Here is a 15,634-nt window from a genome sequence, read left to right as displayed (position 1 = left end):
CCGATCAGCCGACCGTGGACACCCCGGGCGCGATCAGCACCTTGCGGTGGTCGTTGGGCGCCGAGAGCTCGCGGACGACGCGATCGGTCTCGTCGAGCCCCACGATCCCGCTGACCAGCGTCGACGACCCGATCGCGCCCTTGTTCAACTCCGCTGCGGCGGTGTCGAACTCGCGCTTGGTGTAGTAGGAGACGAAGTGCATGGTGATCTCCTTGACGACTCCGGCCACCGGCATGAACGTGTCCGGGCCCAAGCAGACGCCCGCGATGACCACTGTGCCGTGGGTCGCGACCACGTCGAGGGCGGACGCGATCATCCCCGGCTTGCCCACGCACTCGACGACCACGTCGAAGCCCGATTCGACCTGGGCGGGGAGTTCGTCCGGAGCGCACACCGCGGACGCGCCGAGATCGAGTGCGGCCGAGCGCCTGCCCGGCGACGGGTCCGAACACACTAGTTCGGTGGCCACGCCGCTGGAGACCCAGTGCAACGCCGCGAGGCCGACGGGACCGGCGCCGAGGACCAGCACCCGGTCGCCGGGCCGGACGGACGCGCGGGTGACGGCGTGCAGACCCACCGCCAGCGGCTCGACCAGCGCGCCGTCGACCGGGTCGATGTCGTCGAGCAGGACACTCTCGGCGGCACCGACCACCGCGAACTCGGCGAGTCCGCCGGGTAGGACGCCGAGTCCGAGGGTGCGCGCAGACGGGCAGCGGGCGACGTCACCGGTGAGACAGGCGCGGCACCGATGGCACCCGATGACCGGCATGGCGGCCACGGCGTCGCCGACCCGGAAGGCGTGGGGGACGTCCGGGTCCGCGGGCCCGATGCCGACGACCTCGCCGGCGAACTCGTGGCCCATGATCGTGCCGGCCGGGAGCAGCGGCGCGGTCGACAGGTCAGACCCGCAGATCCCGTTCGCCGCGACCCGCAGAACGAGTTCGCCGGGCCCCGGCGTCGGATCCGGACGGTGCTCGACGACGAATCCGCCGGCGCCGGACTCTCCTGGGCCGGACTCTCCGGGGGCGGTCACCGCGGCTCGCATCAGCCCGCCGACCAGCGCACCGACGGGACGTCGACCGCGGAGCGGGGCACGATGAACACCCCTTCGGCCTCGCAGGTCACCCCGTCGGCGTCGGAGATCGTGCCGCGGACGATGCGTTTGCGTCCGTTGTGCTCGGTCACCGACGCCTGCGCGACCAGTGCGCCCAGGGGCGTCGGTCGCCCGTACCGGACGGTGAGGGTGCCGGTGTAGCACGGCCCCTCGACACTGGCCGCGTTGCCGAGGACGTGATCGAGGACCATCGCGCACACCCCGCCGTGCACCTGACCGGGCGGCCCCTCGTAGGCCGCTCCCAGCGTGAACTCACTGCGGACCCCGTCGGCGACATGCACCACGTCGAGCGGTGGCGCGAGCGCATTGCGCACGCCGATGACCGCATTTCCCCAGGCCATCCCGGTGTTCTCGCGGGTGTGTCGCACCCCGAAGGCCCCGTCCATCTGGCTTCTCCGCAAATCGGCCACCACGTCGGCGATCCGTCGGCGCGCTTCGTCGAGGTCCTCCTCGGCGACCTCGGTGCGGATCACCGCGTCGACGAGGTCCCGGACGGTGTCGGTGAGAGGGGTGTAGACCGCGCGGCGACGCGCGACCTCCGCTTCGGAGATGTCCTCCAGGATGAAGTCCATAAGGCTACCGATCAGTCAGTTGTGGCATAGGTAACGAAGTGTGGCGACGCAAAGTAGAACGTGTTCTAATTTAAACACTAGAACGTGTTCTCATTTTGCGGTTCCGAGGACATCGACCCCGGTCGGACATCTGGCTCCGACCGATCCAGCGGTGATCCGCGCGAACCGCGAAATCGATCCCACAGGAGATGGACCGATGAGTGCCGAGACCTTCGACCTCACCGCACGCGACGAGACCTGGGTGAAGCGGGTGCTGCCCGTGCTCAAGCTCGTGGCCAAGACCTACTTCCGCTCCGAGGTTCGGGGCATGGACAAGGTGCCCGACGGCGGTGCCCTCCTCGTGTCCAACCACTCGGGCGGTCTGATGGCCTTCGACGTCCCGGTGATCAGCGTGGCCTTCGCCGACGAGTTCGGGGCGGACCGGCCGTTGTACACCCTGGCCCACGACCTCATCTTCACCGGATCGGGCAAACAGATCTTCGGGAAGGTCGGGTTCCTGCCGGCTCACCCGAAGAACGCGGTCGCCGCCCTGCGGTCCGGCGCGGCCACCATCGTGTTCCCCGGCGGGGAGTGGGAGGCGTTGCGGCCGAGCAGCCAGAGCGCGACGATCGACTTCCACGGTCGGACCGGGTACATCCGCACCGCACTCGAGGCGGGCGTCCCGATCGTCCCGATCGTCACCATCGGGGGCCAGGAGACGCAGCTGTTCCTCAACCGCGGTGACACGCTGGCCCGGATACTGCGGCTCGACAAGCTGATCCGCACCGACACCGCTCCGTTCGCGCTCGGCTTCCCGTTCGGTCTGACCGCGCACCTCCCGCCGAACATCCCGTTGCCGTCGAAGCTGGTCACCGAGGTCCTCGACCCGATCGACATCACCGCCGAGTTCGGCAACAACCCCGAACACGACGAGGTGGACCAGATGGTCCGCAAACGCATGCAGCACGCACTGGACGACCTCGCCCGCAAGCGCCGATTCCCGGTCATCGGCTGATCACCAGGAGACGACGATGATCTCGCAACTCCGCGATCGCGTCACCACGCAGATGTGGCTCGTTCGCACCCTCGTCCGCAGCGGCTTTCTCGGTTCGCTCCGGGTCGATCGCTATGTCCGCATGGGGCTCAACCTCCGTCGGCACGGCGGCGCCTCGCCGGTGAGCGGGATCGGCCTCGCCGCGGCGCGCGATCCCGACGGACTCGCCCTCATCGACGAGGCAGGACAACTCACCTGGCGCGAGCTCGATGCCCGCTGTGACGCGCTCGCCGTCGGTCTGCGCGATCTTCCCGGCACGGCGGTCGGTACCGTCGCCATCCTCTGCCGCAACCACCGCGGTCTCATCGAGGCGCTCGCCGCGACGTCCCGGCTCGGTGCCGACGCGGTACTCCTCAACACCGGGTTCGCCGGACCCCAGCTCGCCGACGTCCTCGAACGTGAACAGGCAGACGTGCTCATCGCCGACGACGAGTTCGACACCGTCGTCGAGGCTGCGACGCAACGACTTCCGGATCTCCGGCGCGTCCGGGCATGGACGGAGTACCAGTCAACGCGGGGTGTCACCGTCAACGGACTGATCGACGCGAATCGCGGCGCGCGACCCGCGCGGCCCGAACGTGCCGGCCGGATCGTGTTGCTGACCTCGGGAACCACCGGAACGCCGAAGGGTGCGCGCCGAGGCGGAAGCACCGACGTGGCGTCCCTCGCCGCGATGCTGGACCGGATTCCCTGGCGCGCAGGCGAGTCCATCGTCATCGCGGCCCCGGTCTTCCACGCATGGGGTTTCGGGCAGGTGGCCATCGCGGCGACGATGACGTGCACGATGATCATGCGCCGTCGCTTCGATCCCGTGGCGACGCTCGACATGGTCCGCGACCACGGGGCCACCGGCCTCGCCGTGGTTCCGGTGATGCTCGAACGTATCACGGACCTCCCCGACAACGTCCTCGACGACCGCCCGATGCCGACGCTGCGCTTCGCCACCGCGAGCGGATCGCGGATGCGCTCCGATGCTCTCGTCGCATTCCTGGACCGGTACGGCGACGTGGTCTACAACAGCTACAACGCCACCGAGGCGGGTCTCATCACCACCGCCACCCCAGCCGATCTGCGCACCGCGCCGGAGACCGCCGGGCGGCCGCTCGCCGGGACGAGTGTTCGCATCCTCGACGACGACGACCGCGAGGTCCCCGTCGGCGAGGTCGGGCGCATCGTGGTCGCGAACAACTCCGGGTTCGACGGTTACACCAGCTCGGACACCAAGGCATTCAGCGACGGACACATGGTGTCGGGCGATGTCGGCCGCTTCGACGAGAACGGGCTGCTGTTCGTCGTCGGCCGCGACGACGAGATGATCGTCTCCGGCGGGGAGAACGTGTATCCCCTCGAGGTCGAGTTGGTCATCGGGGCTCTCGACGAGGTGGTCGAGGTCGCGGTGACCGGGGTCGACGACGACAGGTTCGGCCAGCGTCTCGTCGCCCATGTGGTGCGAGCACCGGAGGCCCAGATCGGCGAAGAGGACATCCAGCGGCACGTGCGAGAACAGCTCGCCGGGTTCAAGGTCCCCCGCGACGTCCACTTCCTCGACGAACTGCCGCGCAATGCCACCGGCAAGATCCTCAAACGCGAACTCCCGTCCGCCCCGTCGACCGAACGAAAGGTGAGCTGAATCATGAACGCTGTCAAGCAGATCGACCGCTCCGCCGAAGTTCTGGACGCCGAACGGATGTCCGGTCCCGACGCGCTGATGCTGAACATGGAATCGGCGTCGACCCCGATGCACACACTGAAGGTCGCGGTGCTCGACACCTCCCGTCGTGGCCGGACCCTCGATCTCACCGAGATCGCCGACGTCCTGCCCGACTACCTCGGGATGTTCCCGCGCGCGACTCAGCGGCTCGCGTGGGCGCGCGGACACGGCGCCCGCCCCTTCTGGGTGCACGACAACGACTTCGACGTACGCCGGCACCTGGACGAGTGTTCCGCCGCCGCACCGGGGGGACGTGCTGAGCTGGACGCGATCCTGTCCGAGCTCGCCGTCCGGCAACTCGATCGGAGTCGGCCGCTCTGGGGACTGACCCTCGTGCACGGTCTCGCCGGTGGGCGGCAGGCGGTCATCGTCCGCGTCCATCACGCCGTCGCCGACGGTCTCGCCGCACTCAACACGTTCATGGCCGCGACCGCCGGGCCGGATGAGCGGGTCGAGCAGACGCCGATCGGCGCGACCCGCATCGAGCACGACGACGAGGAGCTCACGCGCGCAGCCCGTTCGGAATCCTGGCACATGGTTCGTCGCCTGCCGTCGGCAGCGTCGGCACTGGCGCGTGCGGTTGTCGCGAAACGCCGGGCCGGCGATGCCGAACTGATCCCGAAACCCCTGACGGTCCGTCGGACGAGTTTCAACGCCCGCAGCGGCGCCGAACGCGTGTGTGCGTCCGGCGACATCCCGCTCGCCGCCGTCCAGCGACTCGCGCTGGCCACCGGAACCACCGTGAACGGGGCTCTGCACGGTGTCATCGCCGGTGCGATCCGGGCGGAACTCATCGCCCGCGGCGAGGAGCCGGGAGTGTCGGTCTCGATCTTCGGGGTATGCAAGGACCTGGCCTCCACCCGTGTGCACGGCAACGAGATCGCCACCGCGATGGCCTATCTCAGGTCGGATCTGGCCGACCCGATCGAGCGGATCGCGGCCACCGGTGAGAGCTGCGCGGCGACTGTGCGATGCCGGCGCGAGGTCGGCTTCGACCTGACCGACGCGCTGGCCACCTACACCGGACGGCTCGGCCCGACCTTCCGCGGTCTGGCCGCGAATCGCGCACCGCTGGTGATGAACAACATCACCACCGCCAACATGCCGGGTCCGCGCACCACGCGGTGGGTCGGGGACATCGAGGTCATCGACTGGATCTCGTTCGCGCTGGCCATCGCACCCGCCGACGTCAACCTCACCACCTACAGCTACGCCGGCAGGCTCAGCATGGGCCTCATCGCGACACCGGAGTCGATGCCCGATCCGGCCGGCTTCTTGCGGCGGGTGGCCGACGCGGTCGCCGAGGCCGCCGATGCGCTCGGACGGACGACCGCCGACGAGGACGAGAACAGTACCGCGATGGCGCAGGAGGCGAGTTGATCGACTGGGAGTCGGGAGCAGCACGACTGGGGTTGTTCGCGAAAGTGCTGCCCCGTGCGATCGGCAGTTCGCGTGCGGCCGGCCGCGGGGATCCCGCGACGGGCGTCCCGCCGGCGGACTGCGGTCCGCGGATGGTCGGGGAGACCGCCGTCGACGAGCTGTTCATCGCGGTCAACTCGGTGATCCGGGACATCCCGCCGATCGACTTCGTGGAAGACTGCGTCGATCGATGTGTCGGTGTCGCAGATGAACTGGCTGCCCTCGGTCCGTCGCGAGTCCACCTCGACCCCGGCCCACCCGGCATCGTCTCCCGCAACCGGAAGACCTTCGGGACCACCTCGTTCGATCACATCGACTACTCGGTGGCGGTGCCGCTCCCGGAATCGATCGCCGCGGCCGACCCCTACGCCGACGGGATCGCCTCGGTGCGGGTGCTGTCACGACGACGCACCGGTCGCCGCTGGTTGATCTGGGTCCACGGGGCGGCCCAGGGGCGGGCCGACGACCTGTATGCGTTCCGCGCGGCCAACCTGTACAACAAGCTCGGCTACGACGTGGTCTTCCCCGTCCTGCCCGCCCACGGTTCCCGGCGAGTCGAGAAGGTGGCCTATCCGGGGTTCGACCCATTGGTCAACACTGTCATCACCATCCGGGCGATTGCCGAGATCCGCTCGCTCATCACGTGGATCGAGAGTCAGGAACCCGCCGACATCGCTATCGCGGGGACGTCGCTCGGCGGACCGATCGCCGCGATGGTCGCCTCGATGGACCCCCGTATCAGCTCGGTGCTCGCCGTCGTGCCGATGCTGGAGATGCATGCCACCCTGGCTCATCACATGGAGCGCGGCGGGTCCAAGGGACGCCATCTCGCGTCGTTGATGCGCAGCGAGCCGGTTCGCGCGGTCTCGTCGGTCATCAACCCACTGTCCGTGGAGCCGGTTCCGACACCAGAACGCCGCATGGTGGTCGCGGCGCTCAACGACCGGGTGACCTCCGTGACCGCCGCCCAGCAGCTACACAATCACTGGGGTGGGAAAGTCCACTGGTACTCCGGTAGCCATGTCGGACATGCCATCTCGGGCAGCATCCGACAGGCCACCGACGAATTCCTCCGCGCCGCCCCGCCCCCGCGGTCCGACAGCGAACCGGGCCTGCGGTCGCTGATGTGAGGCAGCGCTGACCTCTTCTGCTCCCTAATCCGAAAGAACGCCCTGCCCCTGCTCAGGGAGCAGTAGTTGGGCTCGCACCTCAGGGGGGTGGGTTCGTTTCGCTCGCACCTCACGGGGTGCTGTGATACCCCAGTTCCTCCGCGCGTCGAACCAGTGCGAGATTGCGTTCCCAGGATGCGTCGACCGGGTCGTCGGGATGGTGTGCCGACGCCCAGGTGCCGTACACATTGGTCCACACCCCGAACCGGGGCCCGGTCACGAGTTCGCTCCCGTCGCGGGACGCTGCAGCCAGGAGTCGAGTTCGAAGTCTTCTTCGATGCTGCCCTGCTCGACCAGGAAAGCCTTGGTGCCGGTGAGCAATTCGACGGCGCGGGCGAGGAACGGCTCCTCGGAGTAGCCCTCGGGGTTGGCGGCGGCACGGACGGCGGCTTCGGGTGCCTTGGAGTTGCCGAGCTCGAACTGGAGGTACTCCTCCCAGTTCGCCTTCGCGTAGCGGACCGACGACGCGTGCAATTGCTGCCACGTCGCGGCGAAGTCCGGGTTCTTCTCCAGGAACTGGTCACTGCTGACCGTCACGCTGGTGCCGGCCAGATCGGGATGGTCCCGGTAGACCGAGTCGACCAGGTGAAATCCCTTGCCTTCGAAGGTCTGCAGCGCCACCGACGGGATGACGCCGGGCAGCGCCGCTCCGTCGATCTCACCGGAGTTCAACGGTGCCTCCTGATCGGCCGGATACAGGTGGATCAGGTTGGCGGTGATGCCCTGTTCGGCCAGTGCGCCTTGCAGATAGCGGTCGATGTAGGACCCCTTCGGCACACCGATGTTCTTGCCCGCCAGGTCGGCCAGCGAGCGGATCGACGGGTCTTTGGCCACCACGCCGGCATCGTTGTCGAACTGGTTGATCGACAGCAGGCGGGTTTGTAGTCCCGAGCCGCGGGCGACCAGCGCCGGGGTGTCACCGTAGCTCGCCACGTCGAGGCGTCCGCCGATGAGCGCTTGATTGAGATCGGGCCCGTTCGGGAAGTTGAAGACCTCGACGTTGTTGACACCGAGCGGGGCGAAGGCCTCGAGGAGTTCCCCGCGACTGTGGGCGAAGCCGACCGGACCGGCGATCACGTTGCTCGAGCCGATGACGCCGATCCGGAGTGTGTCGATGACCTCGCGCTGCGCCGACGACGCGTCGTCGGAACCGCACGCGGCCACCGCTGCGATTGCCACGCCCGCCGACAAGAGGGCGAGGGCGCGTCTGATCCGGCGCAGCGGTGATCCGAAAGATGATGTGGTGGGCATGATTTCTCTGTTCTGGCGATCTGAAGGGATGAACGGGGTGAGCCGGTCAGTCGGCGTGTTGCTCGACGAGCCGGGGTGGCGGGTCTCCATGCGGGATCGGGGGCCCGACCGCGGTGAGGCTTCCTGGTGCGCGCCCCTTGCCCCAGCCGAGCCGCTCCCGGTAGCTGCCGATCAGCTCGAGCGGCAACGATTCTCGGGTGCCGAGTGGGGACGACTCCGGGCTGACGTAGAGAGCGTCGGTGGGGCAGTACGCCTCGCACATGAAGCAGGTCTGGCAGTCGGACTGCCGTGCGATGACCGGTACGCCGTCGGGTCCGGTGTCGAAGACGTTGGTGGGACAGGCATTCACGCATTTGTCGCAGGCGATACACGCCGACGCGACGACGAGCTCGATCACGCGGGAATCCTGACGGCGAGCCGAGGGGCCGGGTCTGGCCGGCGGACAGCCGATCCGGGTGCGGCGACCCAGACATCGCCGAGTCCGCCGGTGCGGACGTGATCGCCCAGTGCCGGGTCGAGCTCGGGGTGGTCGGCGCGCTTGCTCATCCCGCGGGATTCGGTGCGGGCGAGTGCGGATCGGTAGATCCACCGTCCGACCGCGGTGATCGCAGCCGCCTCCCGCGCGCGGACGCGCCCCGCCGGTGTGCGGGCGCCGTAGGCCGGGCCGGAGACCTCATCCCACAGCGAGTCCAGGGCGTTCAGCGCCGGACCCATACGGTCGCCGTGACGCAGGTAGTTCTTCTCGAAGGGGATCAGTTCGCCCTGTGCGGCGGTCACCACCTCGTCGGGTGTGATCCCGCTCCGGGCGGAGTCCAATCCGACGGTGCCGGCGCCCGAGAGCCGATCGAGTGGGGATGCCCCGCCCGCGTCGCGGGCCGCTCGTGCCGCTGCAGCGCCTGCGAAACCGCCCGACGACATCGCCCAGGCGGAGTTGTGGCTGCCGCCGCCGGTGAAGCCACCGCAGATCCGCTCGCGGGTGGCGGCGTCGCCGGCCGCGTAGAGACCCGGGACGCCGGTCCAGCAGTCCGCGTCGACGATGTCGATGCCACCGGTTCCGCGAACGGTGCCCTCGGCGAGGAGATCGACCTCGAACCGGTCGGTGAACGGGTTGATGCCCCGGCGGTCGAACTGGAGGAAGAAGTTGGGTTGACCCTGGCGCATCTGTGCCGCCACTCGCTCATCGGCCCGGTCCAGCTGTGCGTAGACCTTCTCCTGCAGCAGAGTCCGTGCGATCACCGACCGCCCCTTCGTCGATCCCGCACCCTCGACGATGCGTCCGTCGGCGTGGAAGAAGGTGGCGTAGCCGTAGTACGCGGTCTTGGTCACCGTGGAGCCCTTCGGCACGATCGCGTACGCGTTGGCGAACTCCATCCCGGAGAACGAGGCACCCACCTCCGCCGCCATCAGTGCGCCGTCGCCGGTGTCGACGTTGCTGCCCAGTGCCTTGGACAGGAACGCACATCCGCCCGTCGCCACGACGATGGCGCCGGCCGAGATCCGGAAGTCCCGGCCTGTCTGCCGCTGGTGTCCGGCGGCGCCCCGCACGGCGCCCTGGCTGTCGGTGAGGAGTTGCAGGACAGGGGAGTGATCGAGGATCTGTACACCGCGGCGCCGGACCCACGCGCGCATGCGACGCATGTACTCCGGGCCCTGGACACCGGTGCGGATGGGCTCCCCGGTGTGCTCGTCGATCGGGAACGGGTAGCGACCCTCGGTGCCCAGCCGGTGCATGTTCGCGTAGGTCCTGTCGAGAACCCGGTCCATCCAGGCGTGGTCCGCGAGATACCCACCGAGCGCTTCGCGACTCGCCTTCGCCGCCGAGCGCTTGTCCGGGTCCGGGACGACGTACCAGACCCCGGTCCCGGCCGGGGCCGTCGTACCCGACGAGCCGCAGTAACCCTTGTCCACGATGATCACCTCGGCTCCGGCGTCGCGAGCGTGGATGGCGGCCCAGGTCGCGGCGGGACCACCGCCGATCACCAGCACGTCCGTGGACAGGGTCAGTACGTCAGACATGGGTGAACTCCCGGCGTGTCGTTGTCGGTGTCGTTGTGGGGCCGGTGGATTCGGCGTCGGTTCCGCCGACGCCGAGCCCGGCGAGCAGTTGTGAACGGAGGGCGACGAATTCGGGATCGGTGACCTGGCGTGGGCGAGGTAGATCCACGACGATCTCCTGTGCGATCCGGCCGGCCCGCAGGATCAGCGCGCGATCCGCGAGCAGAAGGGCTTCCTCGACGTCGTGCGTCACCAGCAGTGTTGCCGGACGGTGCGCTTCCCACAACCGGGCCACCAGGCGTTGGGCATTGATCCGGGTCAGGGCGTCGAGCGCGCCGAACGGTTCGTCGAGCAACAGCAGGTCGGGCTCCCGGACGAGTGCGCGTGCCAGCGCGGTGCGCTGGGCCTCGCCACCCGAGAGCGTGGACGGCCAGGCGCCGGACTTGGCCGCCAGCCCCACCTCGTCGAGTGCGCGGAGCGCGCGGGCCTCGGTGTCACCGCCGCGCAGCCCGAGCGCGACGTTGCGCCACACCGACATCCAGGGCATGAGTCGGTGCTCCTGGAACACGATGGCCTTGGCCGAGGGTGCCTCGATCGTGCCGGTGAAACCGCGGTCGAGCCCGCCGATCCCCCGGAGAAGGGTACTCTTCCCGGAACCACTCGCTCCGAGCAGCGCGACGAACTCGCCCCGGGCGATGGTCAGATCCACGCGGTCGAGAACCCGCCGGCCGTCGAACTCGCGCCCGGCCCCGAGGACGCGGACACCGTCGACTCGATCTGCGGACATTCCACTCACCTACCTTCGAATCCGTTGCGCCACGACAGGAACCGACGCTCGAGTATTCGCACGCCGATGTCGGTGAGCAGTCCGAGTACCGCGTAGATCACCAGGACCAGGAAGATCTGATCGGTGCGTAGGTACTCCTTGGCGTCGTTCATCAGGAAGCCCAGACCGACCGGGGTGGTCTGCATCTCCGCGACGACCAGGACGAGCCAACCGATGCCCAGCGCCTGTCGTAGCCCGACGAAGATCTGCGGTAGTGCGCCCGGCAGGACCACGTATCGCACGAGTTCGAAACGCGTCAGCTCCAGCGATTCGGCGGCTTCGATGAGCTTCTGGTCCACGCCCCGGATGCCGGCGAGGAAGTTGAGATAGATGGGGAAGATCGGGGCGACGATGATCAGGGCGATCTTGAACGAGTCGCCGATCCCGAACCAGATGATGAAGACCGGGACGAGGGCCACGGCGGGCATCATCCGCAGCACCTGGACCGGTGCGTTGACCAGGTCTTCGGCGACCTTGAAGAGGCCGGCGGCCGCGCCGAGCACCGCGCCGATGGCGATCCCGATCGCCAGTCCGATCGCGACGCGCCGCCCCGACGCGGCCAGATGGGTCCAGAGTTCACCGGTGCTGATCAGTTCCCAGCCCGCCTCGACCACCTCGGTGGGTGCGGGGGTGGTCGCGCCGAGCCATCCCCGCGCGCCGACCTGCCAGATGACGACGACCAGGATCAGGCCGATGGACTGACGGAGCGTGCGTGTGGCGGCGTGACGGGAGAGCCGTCGCCGACGTACTCGGGCCGCCGGGCCGTCGGACGGCACGTCGACGGGCCCGGCCGCGGACGGGGCGGGGGCGACACCGACCGGTGTCGTGAGTTCTAGAGTCATCGAAATCCGCCTGGGAGAGGGCTGGCAGGACTTCTGGGACGCTACTGAGAACTCGACTCCACCGGCACCGTTGGAGTCATGGTGATTTTCAAACCGCCGCGCGCCGAGACGAATCGGCGGACGGTCAGTTCGGGATCAGGTCCGGATTGGCGTCGGCGAGCAGCTCGTCACGGTCCTCGGCGAGGACGAATCCGCCCGCGATGGCGGCGTCGGCGGCGTTCCGGTAGTGCTTCTCGTATTCGTCGCGCGTTCCGTACCGGGCCGCCAACGCTTCGGCGGGGACGGGGAATGTCGTGCCGAACAGCAGGCAGATGCGGGAGACGGGGTCGGCGACGATCCCGCTGAGGACCTGGGTCGGTGCGTCGACGCACGGCGTCCGGACCCCGCCCCGGACGTTGCCGATGTCGTCCAGCTCGAACACGGGGTCGGCGCCGTCGATGTCCCGGAGGGCCAGCGGGTCGGCTGCCGGCGGCGGATCGCCACCGTCGGCCCAGGATCGCAGGTGCCGCAACGCAGCCCGCAGGACGAAACGCTGCTGACCCCGGTTGACGGGGTCGGGGCAGCCGAGGAACTCCTCGAAGTCGCCGACCTGGTGCAGGTCGGCGTGGGACGTGCCCGCCATTTCCCACACGCGTAACCGGTCGGAATCCGGTTGCCGCGCAGTGTGATAACGGAAGTTGGTCAGGATGTCGGTCTCGGTCTGCACCACGAACACCGGTGCGTCGAGGTCGGCGCGGATCGTGGTGGGCTCGCGCCCGAAGACGGTCGCCACGTCGATGCCCGAACCGACCTCGCCTGCGGGCAACCCGGCGGCCGCGCGGCTGTGGATGAGGTATCCGTCGAACGGCGCCGCATCCGGGCCGATGGCGTTCACGTAGGTCGTCAGGGCCATCGCCGACTGTGATTCGCCGATCGCGAGCACGGTGGCGACCGTCAGGCCCGCGAGGGGATGGTCGGCCCCAGCGGTGTCCCGGGCGGCCCGTCCGATCGAGCTGAAGATGTCGTAACAGTACGCATCACCAGGATGGTGGAGTCCGGCATACCGTTCCGGGTCCTTGGCGGCGAGACTCTGCGGCGCACCGGTCGCGACGCCGACCGAGCCCGTGCCGCCCTCCACTCCGACGAACTGGGCCGAGACCCCGATCCAGGCGTGCCCGGAACGGACCAGTTCAGCAGCCACATAGGAGTATTCGGGGGCGGCGTCGGCGCCACTGCTGACGTTCAGCCACTCGACGACAACGCAGCCGCTGAACGTCGCGGGCTCCGCTGGGCGTCGGACGACGACCCGGGTCGTGAACTCGGCGGCGGGCGCGGGCGGGTCCCCGACGATCTTCTCGGCCACCCCCGACGCCGCGTACTCGATGTCGGTGTATCCGGCCGCGGCGAGGTCGGGGAGGGGAGAGGCGCTGAGCAACGAACACCCGTCGCCGCCCTGTAGGACTCGAAACCGCATGGGTCGACTCACTTCTTCTTCCGGTGCTGCTTGATCACCTCACCGAACATGAAGTGCATCTTGGTGCCCTGCGGCCAGCCTACGTAGTAGCAGAGGAAGAGGCTGATCTCCTCGAGCTGCTCTGGGGTGAGCTCTCCGTTCCCGAGTGCGGCACCGGCCTGGATCTCGGCGACGTCGATGTTGTTGCTCGCGGCGAGCGCGCCGAGCAGGAGCAGCCGACGATCACGGTTGGACAGACCGTCTCGCGCCCACACATTGCCGAACACCTGGTCGGCGGTGTGTGCGAAGTAGTCGCCCGGGCCGTCGCTCACCTCCCAGCCGTAGACCTCTGACATCTTGGCGAGGCCGCGCTTGCGTGCCTCGTCGGGTGCGTCGTCGGAGATGTTGGATCGGGTCATGCTGGTTCTCCTTCGATGTGGGGGACACCGAGCCCGGTGGCCAGGTTCCGCAACGCGAGCTGCCCGAGGGGCAGGTCGACGCCGAGTTCCTCACCGAGTGCGAGTGCGAGCGTCAGGTCCTTCTCGCCCAGGGTACGGACGCCGGCGAGGATTCCGTACCAGGGATCGTCGCGCTCGACGGGAGCGGTGGTGTCGCGCAACATGATCGCCCCGGCCCCGCCGGTCACGGCGTCGGAGTGCCGGACCACCTTGCCGAGCTTGGTGATGTCGATGCCGGCGGCCTCGGCCAGTCGCGCGGCCTCGGTGGTCGCGGTGAACGAGATGAAATGGAGGAGGTTGCGCGCCAGCTTCATCCGGGTACCCGCGCCGACCTCGGGCCCCGCGTGGACCAGCATGTCGGCGGTGAGCGCGAACGGTTCCTTCAGCTTCTCGTACGCGTCCCGCGGTCCACCGACCATGATGGCGAGGCGGCCCGACGCCGCGCCCATCGCACCACCGGAGATCGGTGCGTCGAGCAGTGTCACCTCGCGCGCCGCGCACAGATCCGCCAGTTCGACGGCGGTCTCCGGCGCGATGGTCGAGTGGACGGTGATGACGGTGCCCGGGCGAGCTGCCGACAGCAGGCCGTCCGGACCCGCGACCACGGTTCGGACCTGCGCGTCGTCGAGCACGCAGATGCCGATGATGTCGGCCGACGCGGCGAGATCGGCGAGCGATTCCGCAGCGGTGGCGCCCTTCTCCACGACCTTCGCGACGGCGTCGGACGACAGGTCGAACACCGTCAGCCCACCCGCCCAGGCGGCCAGGCTCCCGGCCATCGGCCCACCGATGTTGCCGAGTCCGACATACCCCAGACGGATGGGGGACGACTCGCTCATGAGCGGATGACCTGGCCGCCGTCGACGTTGAAGATCTGCCCGGTGATCCACCCGGCTTCGTCGGACAGCAGGAACAGGCACATTCCGACGAGATCCTGGGGAGTGCCGAAACGCTTCAGCGGCAGCCGGTTCACGATGTCGGCGACCATCTCCTTGGGCGTCGTGCTCCGGGTCGCCTCGGTGTCGATGGGTCCCGGGGCGATCGCATTGACGCGGATGTTCTGCCCGCCGAGTTCGGTGGCGAGCTGCTGGGTCAGGCCGTTGACGCCGACCTTGGCCAGCCCGTAGAAGCCGCTGTACAGCCATGCGGCGGTCGAGGACTGGTTGACGATGGCGCCGCCGCCGTTGGTCATGTGCGGGTAGACCGCCCGGGTCACGTTGAGCGCACCGTCGAGGTTCACGCTCATGAACTTCTTGTAATAGTCCCAGGGCACCGTGATGAGGAAGTCGAGTTTCATCCCGCCGTAGATCGCGGCGTTGTTCACCAGACCGTCGATCGAACCGTAGGCGTCGACGGTGGCGGCGGCGAGCGCCTTCGCCGAATCCTCGTCCGCGACATCGGTGCTGACGTACAGTCCGCCGATGTCGGCCGCTACCTGCTTGCCCTTCTCGTCGGCGAGGTCGGCGACCACGACGTTCGCGCCCTCCGCGGCGAGGGCACGCGCATAGGCCTCGCCGATCCCGCCGGCGGCGCCGGTGACGATGATGGTCTTGTTCTCGAAACGCTTGGAACTCATTGTCCTGCTTTCTGTGTGGATGATGTGCTGGCCCTTCGTGGCTCGCTTCGCTCGCACCTCAGGGAGCGGGGGTAACGGCTCGGTTTGCTCGCACCTCAGGGGGCGGTCAAATCTGCTCCCTGAGCAGCCTATGAGGGTTTGTGTCAACAGGGTCCTGTGGTGGGTGTGGGCGTGGGTGTTCGGCCCGGCGGCCGGTTGGCGTGTCGGGATGGGTGCGTGGTGGGGGGTTCGGGTTG

At 68.7% G+C, this 15,634-nt stretch carries 16 protein-coding genes; 4 read left to right on the top strand and 12 right to left on the bottom strand.

The window, feature by feature from the left end:
- Positions 1-4: 4 nt before the first annotated feature.
- Complete coding sequence (locus tag JW364_RS15020) at positions 5-1,045, bottom strand: alcohol dehydrogenase catalytic domain-containing protein (protein ID WP_205334099.1); 1,041 nt, start codon at positions 1,043-1,045, stop codon at positions 5-7.
- Positions 1,045-1,686, bottom strand: a complete 642-nt coding sequence (locus tag JW364_RS15015; RefSeq protein ID WP_205334098.1) for a PaaI family thioesterase — start codon at positions 1,684-1,686, stop codon at positions 1,045-1,047. Before JW364_RS15015 ends, JW364_RS15020 begins: the two co-directional genes overlap by 1 nt.
- Positions 1,687-1,882: 196 nt before the next feature.
- On the opposite strand from JW364_RS15015, the gene JW364_RS15010 reads away from it, so the two are divergent.
- The 4 genes from JW364_RS15010 to JW364_RS14995 are packed head-to-tail and all read left to right on the top strand — an operon-like array spanning position 1,883 to position 6,979.
- On the top strand, positions 1,883-2,680 hold the full coding sequence (locus JW364_RS15010) for a lysophospholipid acyltransferase family protein (protein ID WP_058252413.1): 798 nt from the start codon (positions 1,883-1,885) through the stop codon (positions 2,678-2,680).
- Between the two features lie 16 nt (positions 2,681-2,696).
- Complete coding sequence (locus tag JW364_RS15005; protein WP_205334097.1) at positions 2,697-4,349, top strand: AMP-binding protein; 1,653 nt, start codon at positions 2,697-2,699, stop codon at positions 4,347-4,349.
- A 3-nt stretch (positions 4,350-4,352) separates the two neighbouring features.
- Positions 4,353-5,810 carry a wax ester/triacylglycerol synthase domain-containing protein gene (locus JW364_RS15000; protein WP_205334096.1) on the top strand — a complete coding sequence of 486 codons (1,458 nt, stop codon included), beginning with the start codon at positions 4,353-4,355 and terminating at the stop codon, positions 5,808-5,810.
- The gene (locus tag JW364_RS14995; protein WP_205334095.1) at positions 5,807-6,979 is read left to right on the top strand and encodes an alpha/beta hydrolase family protein; all 1,173 of its coding nucleotides are present in this window, start codon (positions 5,807-5,809) and stop codon (positions 6,977-6,979) included. Before JW364_RS15000 ends, JW364_RS14995 begins: the two co-directional genes overlap by 4 nt.
- Positions 6,980-7,088: 109 nt before the next feature.
- Here JW364_RS14995 and JW364_RS14990 read toward each other — a convergent pair whose 3' ends face one another.
- The 10 genes from JW364_RS14990 to JW364_RS14945 all read right to left on the bottom strand — a co-directional run bounded on the left by JW364_RS14990 (position 7,089) and on the right by JW364_RS14945 (position 15,398).
- The gene (locus tag JW364_RS14990; protein ID WP_231742467.1) at positions 7,089-7,238 is read right to left on the bottom strand and encodes a hypothetical protein; all 150 of its coding nucleotides are present in this window, start codon (positions 7,236-7,238) and stop codon (positions 7,089-7,091) included.
- The gene (locus JW364_RS14985) at positions 7,235-8,269 is read right to left on the bottom strand and encodes an ABC transporter substrate-binding protein (protein WP_205334094.1); all 1,035 of its coding nucleotides are present in this window, start codon (positions 8,267-8,269) and stop codon (positions 7,235-7,237) included. The genes JW364_RS14990 and JW364_RS14985 overlap by 4 nt, the downstream gene beginning before the upstream one ends.
- Before the next feature lie 46 nt (positions 8,270-8,315).
- On the bottom strand, positions 8,316-8,666 hold the full coding sequence (locus JW364_RS14980; RefSeq protein WP_058252408.1) for a ferredoxin family protein: 351 nt from the start codon (positions 8,664-8,666) through the stop codon (positions 8,316-8,318).
- Positions 8,663-10,285: an FAD-binding protein gene (locus JW364_RS14975; protein WP_205334093.1), complete on the bottom strand. Its 1,623-nt coding sequence runs from the start codon at positions 10,283-10,285 to the stop codon at positions 8,663-8,665. Before JW364_RS14975 ends, JW364_RS14980 begins: the two co-directional genes overlap by 4 nt.
- Positions 10,278-11,051 carry an ABC transporter ATP-binding protein gene (locus JW364_RS14970; RefSeq protein ID WP_058252406.1) on the bottom strand — a complete coding sequence of 258 codons (774 nt, stop codon included), beginning with the start codon at positions 11,049-11,051 and terminating at the stop codon, positions 10,278-10,280. Before JW364_RS14970 ends, JW364_RS14975 begins: the two co-directional genes overlap by 8 nt.
- A 5-nt stretch (positions 11,052-11,056) precedes the next feature.
- A complete protein-coding gene (locus JW364_RS14965; protein WP_058252405.1) occupies positions 11,057-11,932 on the bottom strand; it encodes an ABC transporter permease in 876 nt (291 codons plus the stop codon).
- A gap of 124 nt (positions 11,933-12,056) precedes the next feature.
- The gene (locus tag JW364_RS14960) at positions 12,057-13,385 is read right to left on the bottom strand and encodes an alpha/beta hydrolase domain-containing protein (protein WP_205334092.1); all 1,329 of its coding nucleotides are present in this window, start codon (positions 13,383-13,385) and stop codon (positions 12,057-12,059) included.
- A gap of 8 nt (positions 13,386-13,393) precedes the next feature.
- Entirely contained in the window at positions 13,394-13,783 is a 390-nt protein-coding gene (locus JW364_RS14955) for a carboxymuconolactone decarboxylase family protein (protein WP_065629690.1), read from the bottom strand.
- On the bottom strand, positions 13,780-14,661 hold the full coding sequence (locus JW364_RS14950; protein ID WP_205334091.1) for an NAD(P)-dependent oxidoreductase: 882 nt from the start codon (positions 14,659-14,661) through the stop codon (positions 13,780-13,782). Before JW364_RS14950 ends, JW364_RS14955 begins: the two co-directional genes overlap by 4 nt.
- A complete protein-coding gene (locus JW364_RS14945) occupies positions 14,658-15,398 on the bottom strand; it encodes an SDR family oxidoreductase (RefSeq protein WP_205334090.1) in 741 nt (246 codons plus the stop codon). The genes JW364_RS14950 and JW364_RS14945 overlap by 4 nt, the downstream gene beginning before the upstream one ends.
- Positions 15,399-15,634: the final 236 nt, after the last annotated feature.

Source organism: Gordonia sp. BP-119, from assembly GCF_016924115.1.
Lineage (GTDB): Bacteria > Actinomycetota > Actinomycetes > Mycobacteriales > Mycobacteriaceae > Gordonia > Gordonia hongkongensis.
The sequence above is the reverse complement of the archived record's forward strand: the minus strand, read 5'-3'. Positions and strand labels throughout refer to the sequence as shown.

Coding starts and splice junctions, on each gene's coding strand:
- JW364_RS15000 (WP_205334096.1), top strand. CDS start 4,353: ATGAACGCTGTCAAGCAGATCGACCGCTCCGCCGAAGTTCTGGACGCC.
- JW364_RS15005 (WP_205334097.1), top strand. CDS start 2,697: ATGATCTCGCAACTCCGCGATCGCGTCACCACGCAGATGTGGCTCGTT.
- JW364_RS15015 (WP_205334098.1), bottom strand. CDS start 1,686: ATGGACTTCATCCTGGAGGACATCTCCGAAGCGGAGGTCGCGCGTCGC.
- JW364_RS14970 (WP_058252406.1), bottom strand. CDS start 11,051: ATGTCCGCAGATCGAGTCGACGGTGTCCGCGTCCTCGGGGCCGGGCGC.
- JW364_RS14975 (WP_205334093.1), bottom strand. CDS start 10,285: ATGTCTGACGTACTGACCCTGTCCACGGACGTGCTGGTGATCGGCGGT.
- JW364_RS14955 (WP_065629690.1), bottom strand. CDS start 13,783: ATGACCCGATCCAACATCTCCGACGACGCACCCGACGAGGCACGCAAG.
- JW364_RS14945 (WP_205334090.1), bottom strand. CDS start 15,398: ATGAGTTCCAAGCGTTTCGAGAACAAGACCATCATCGTCACCGGCGCC.
- JW364_RS14960 (WP_205334092.1), bottom strand. CDS start 13,385: ATGCGGTTTCGAGTCCTACAGGGCGGCGACGGGTGTTCGTTGCTCAGC.
- JW364_RS14965 (WP_058252405.1), bottom strand. CDS start 11,932: ATGACTCTAGAACTCACGACACCGGTCGGTGTCGCCCCCGCCCCGTCC.
- JW364_RS14950 (WP_205334091.1), bottom strand. CDS start 14,661: ATGAGCGAGTCGTCCCCCATCCGTCTGGGGTATGTCGGACTCGGCAAC.
- JW364_RS15010 (WP_058252413.1), top strand. CDS start 1,883: ATGAGTGCCGAGACCTTCGACCTCACCGCACGCGACGAGACCTGGGTG.
- JW364_RS14985 (WP_205334094.1), bottom strand. CDS start 8,269: ATGCCCACCACATCATCTTTCGGATCACCGCTGCGCCGGATCAGACGC.
- JW364_RS15020 (WP_205334099.1), bottom strand. CDS start 1,045: ATGCGAGCCGCGGTGACCGCCCCCGGAGAGTCCGGCCCAGGAGAGTCC.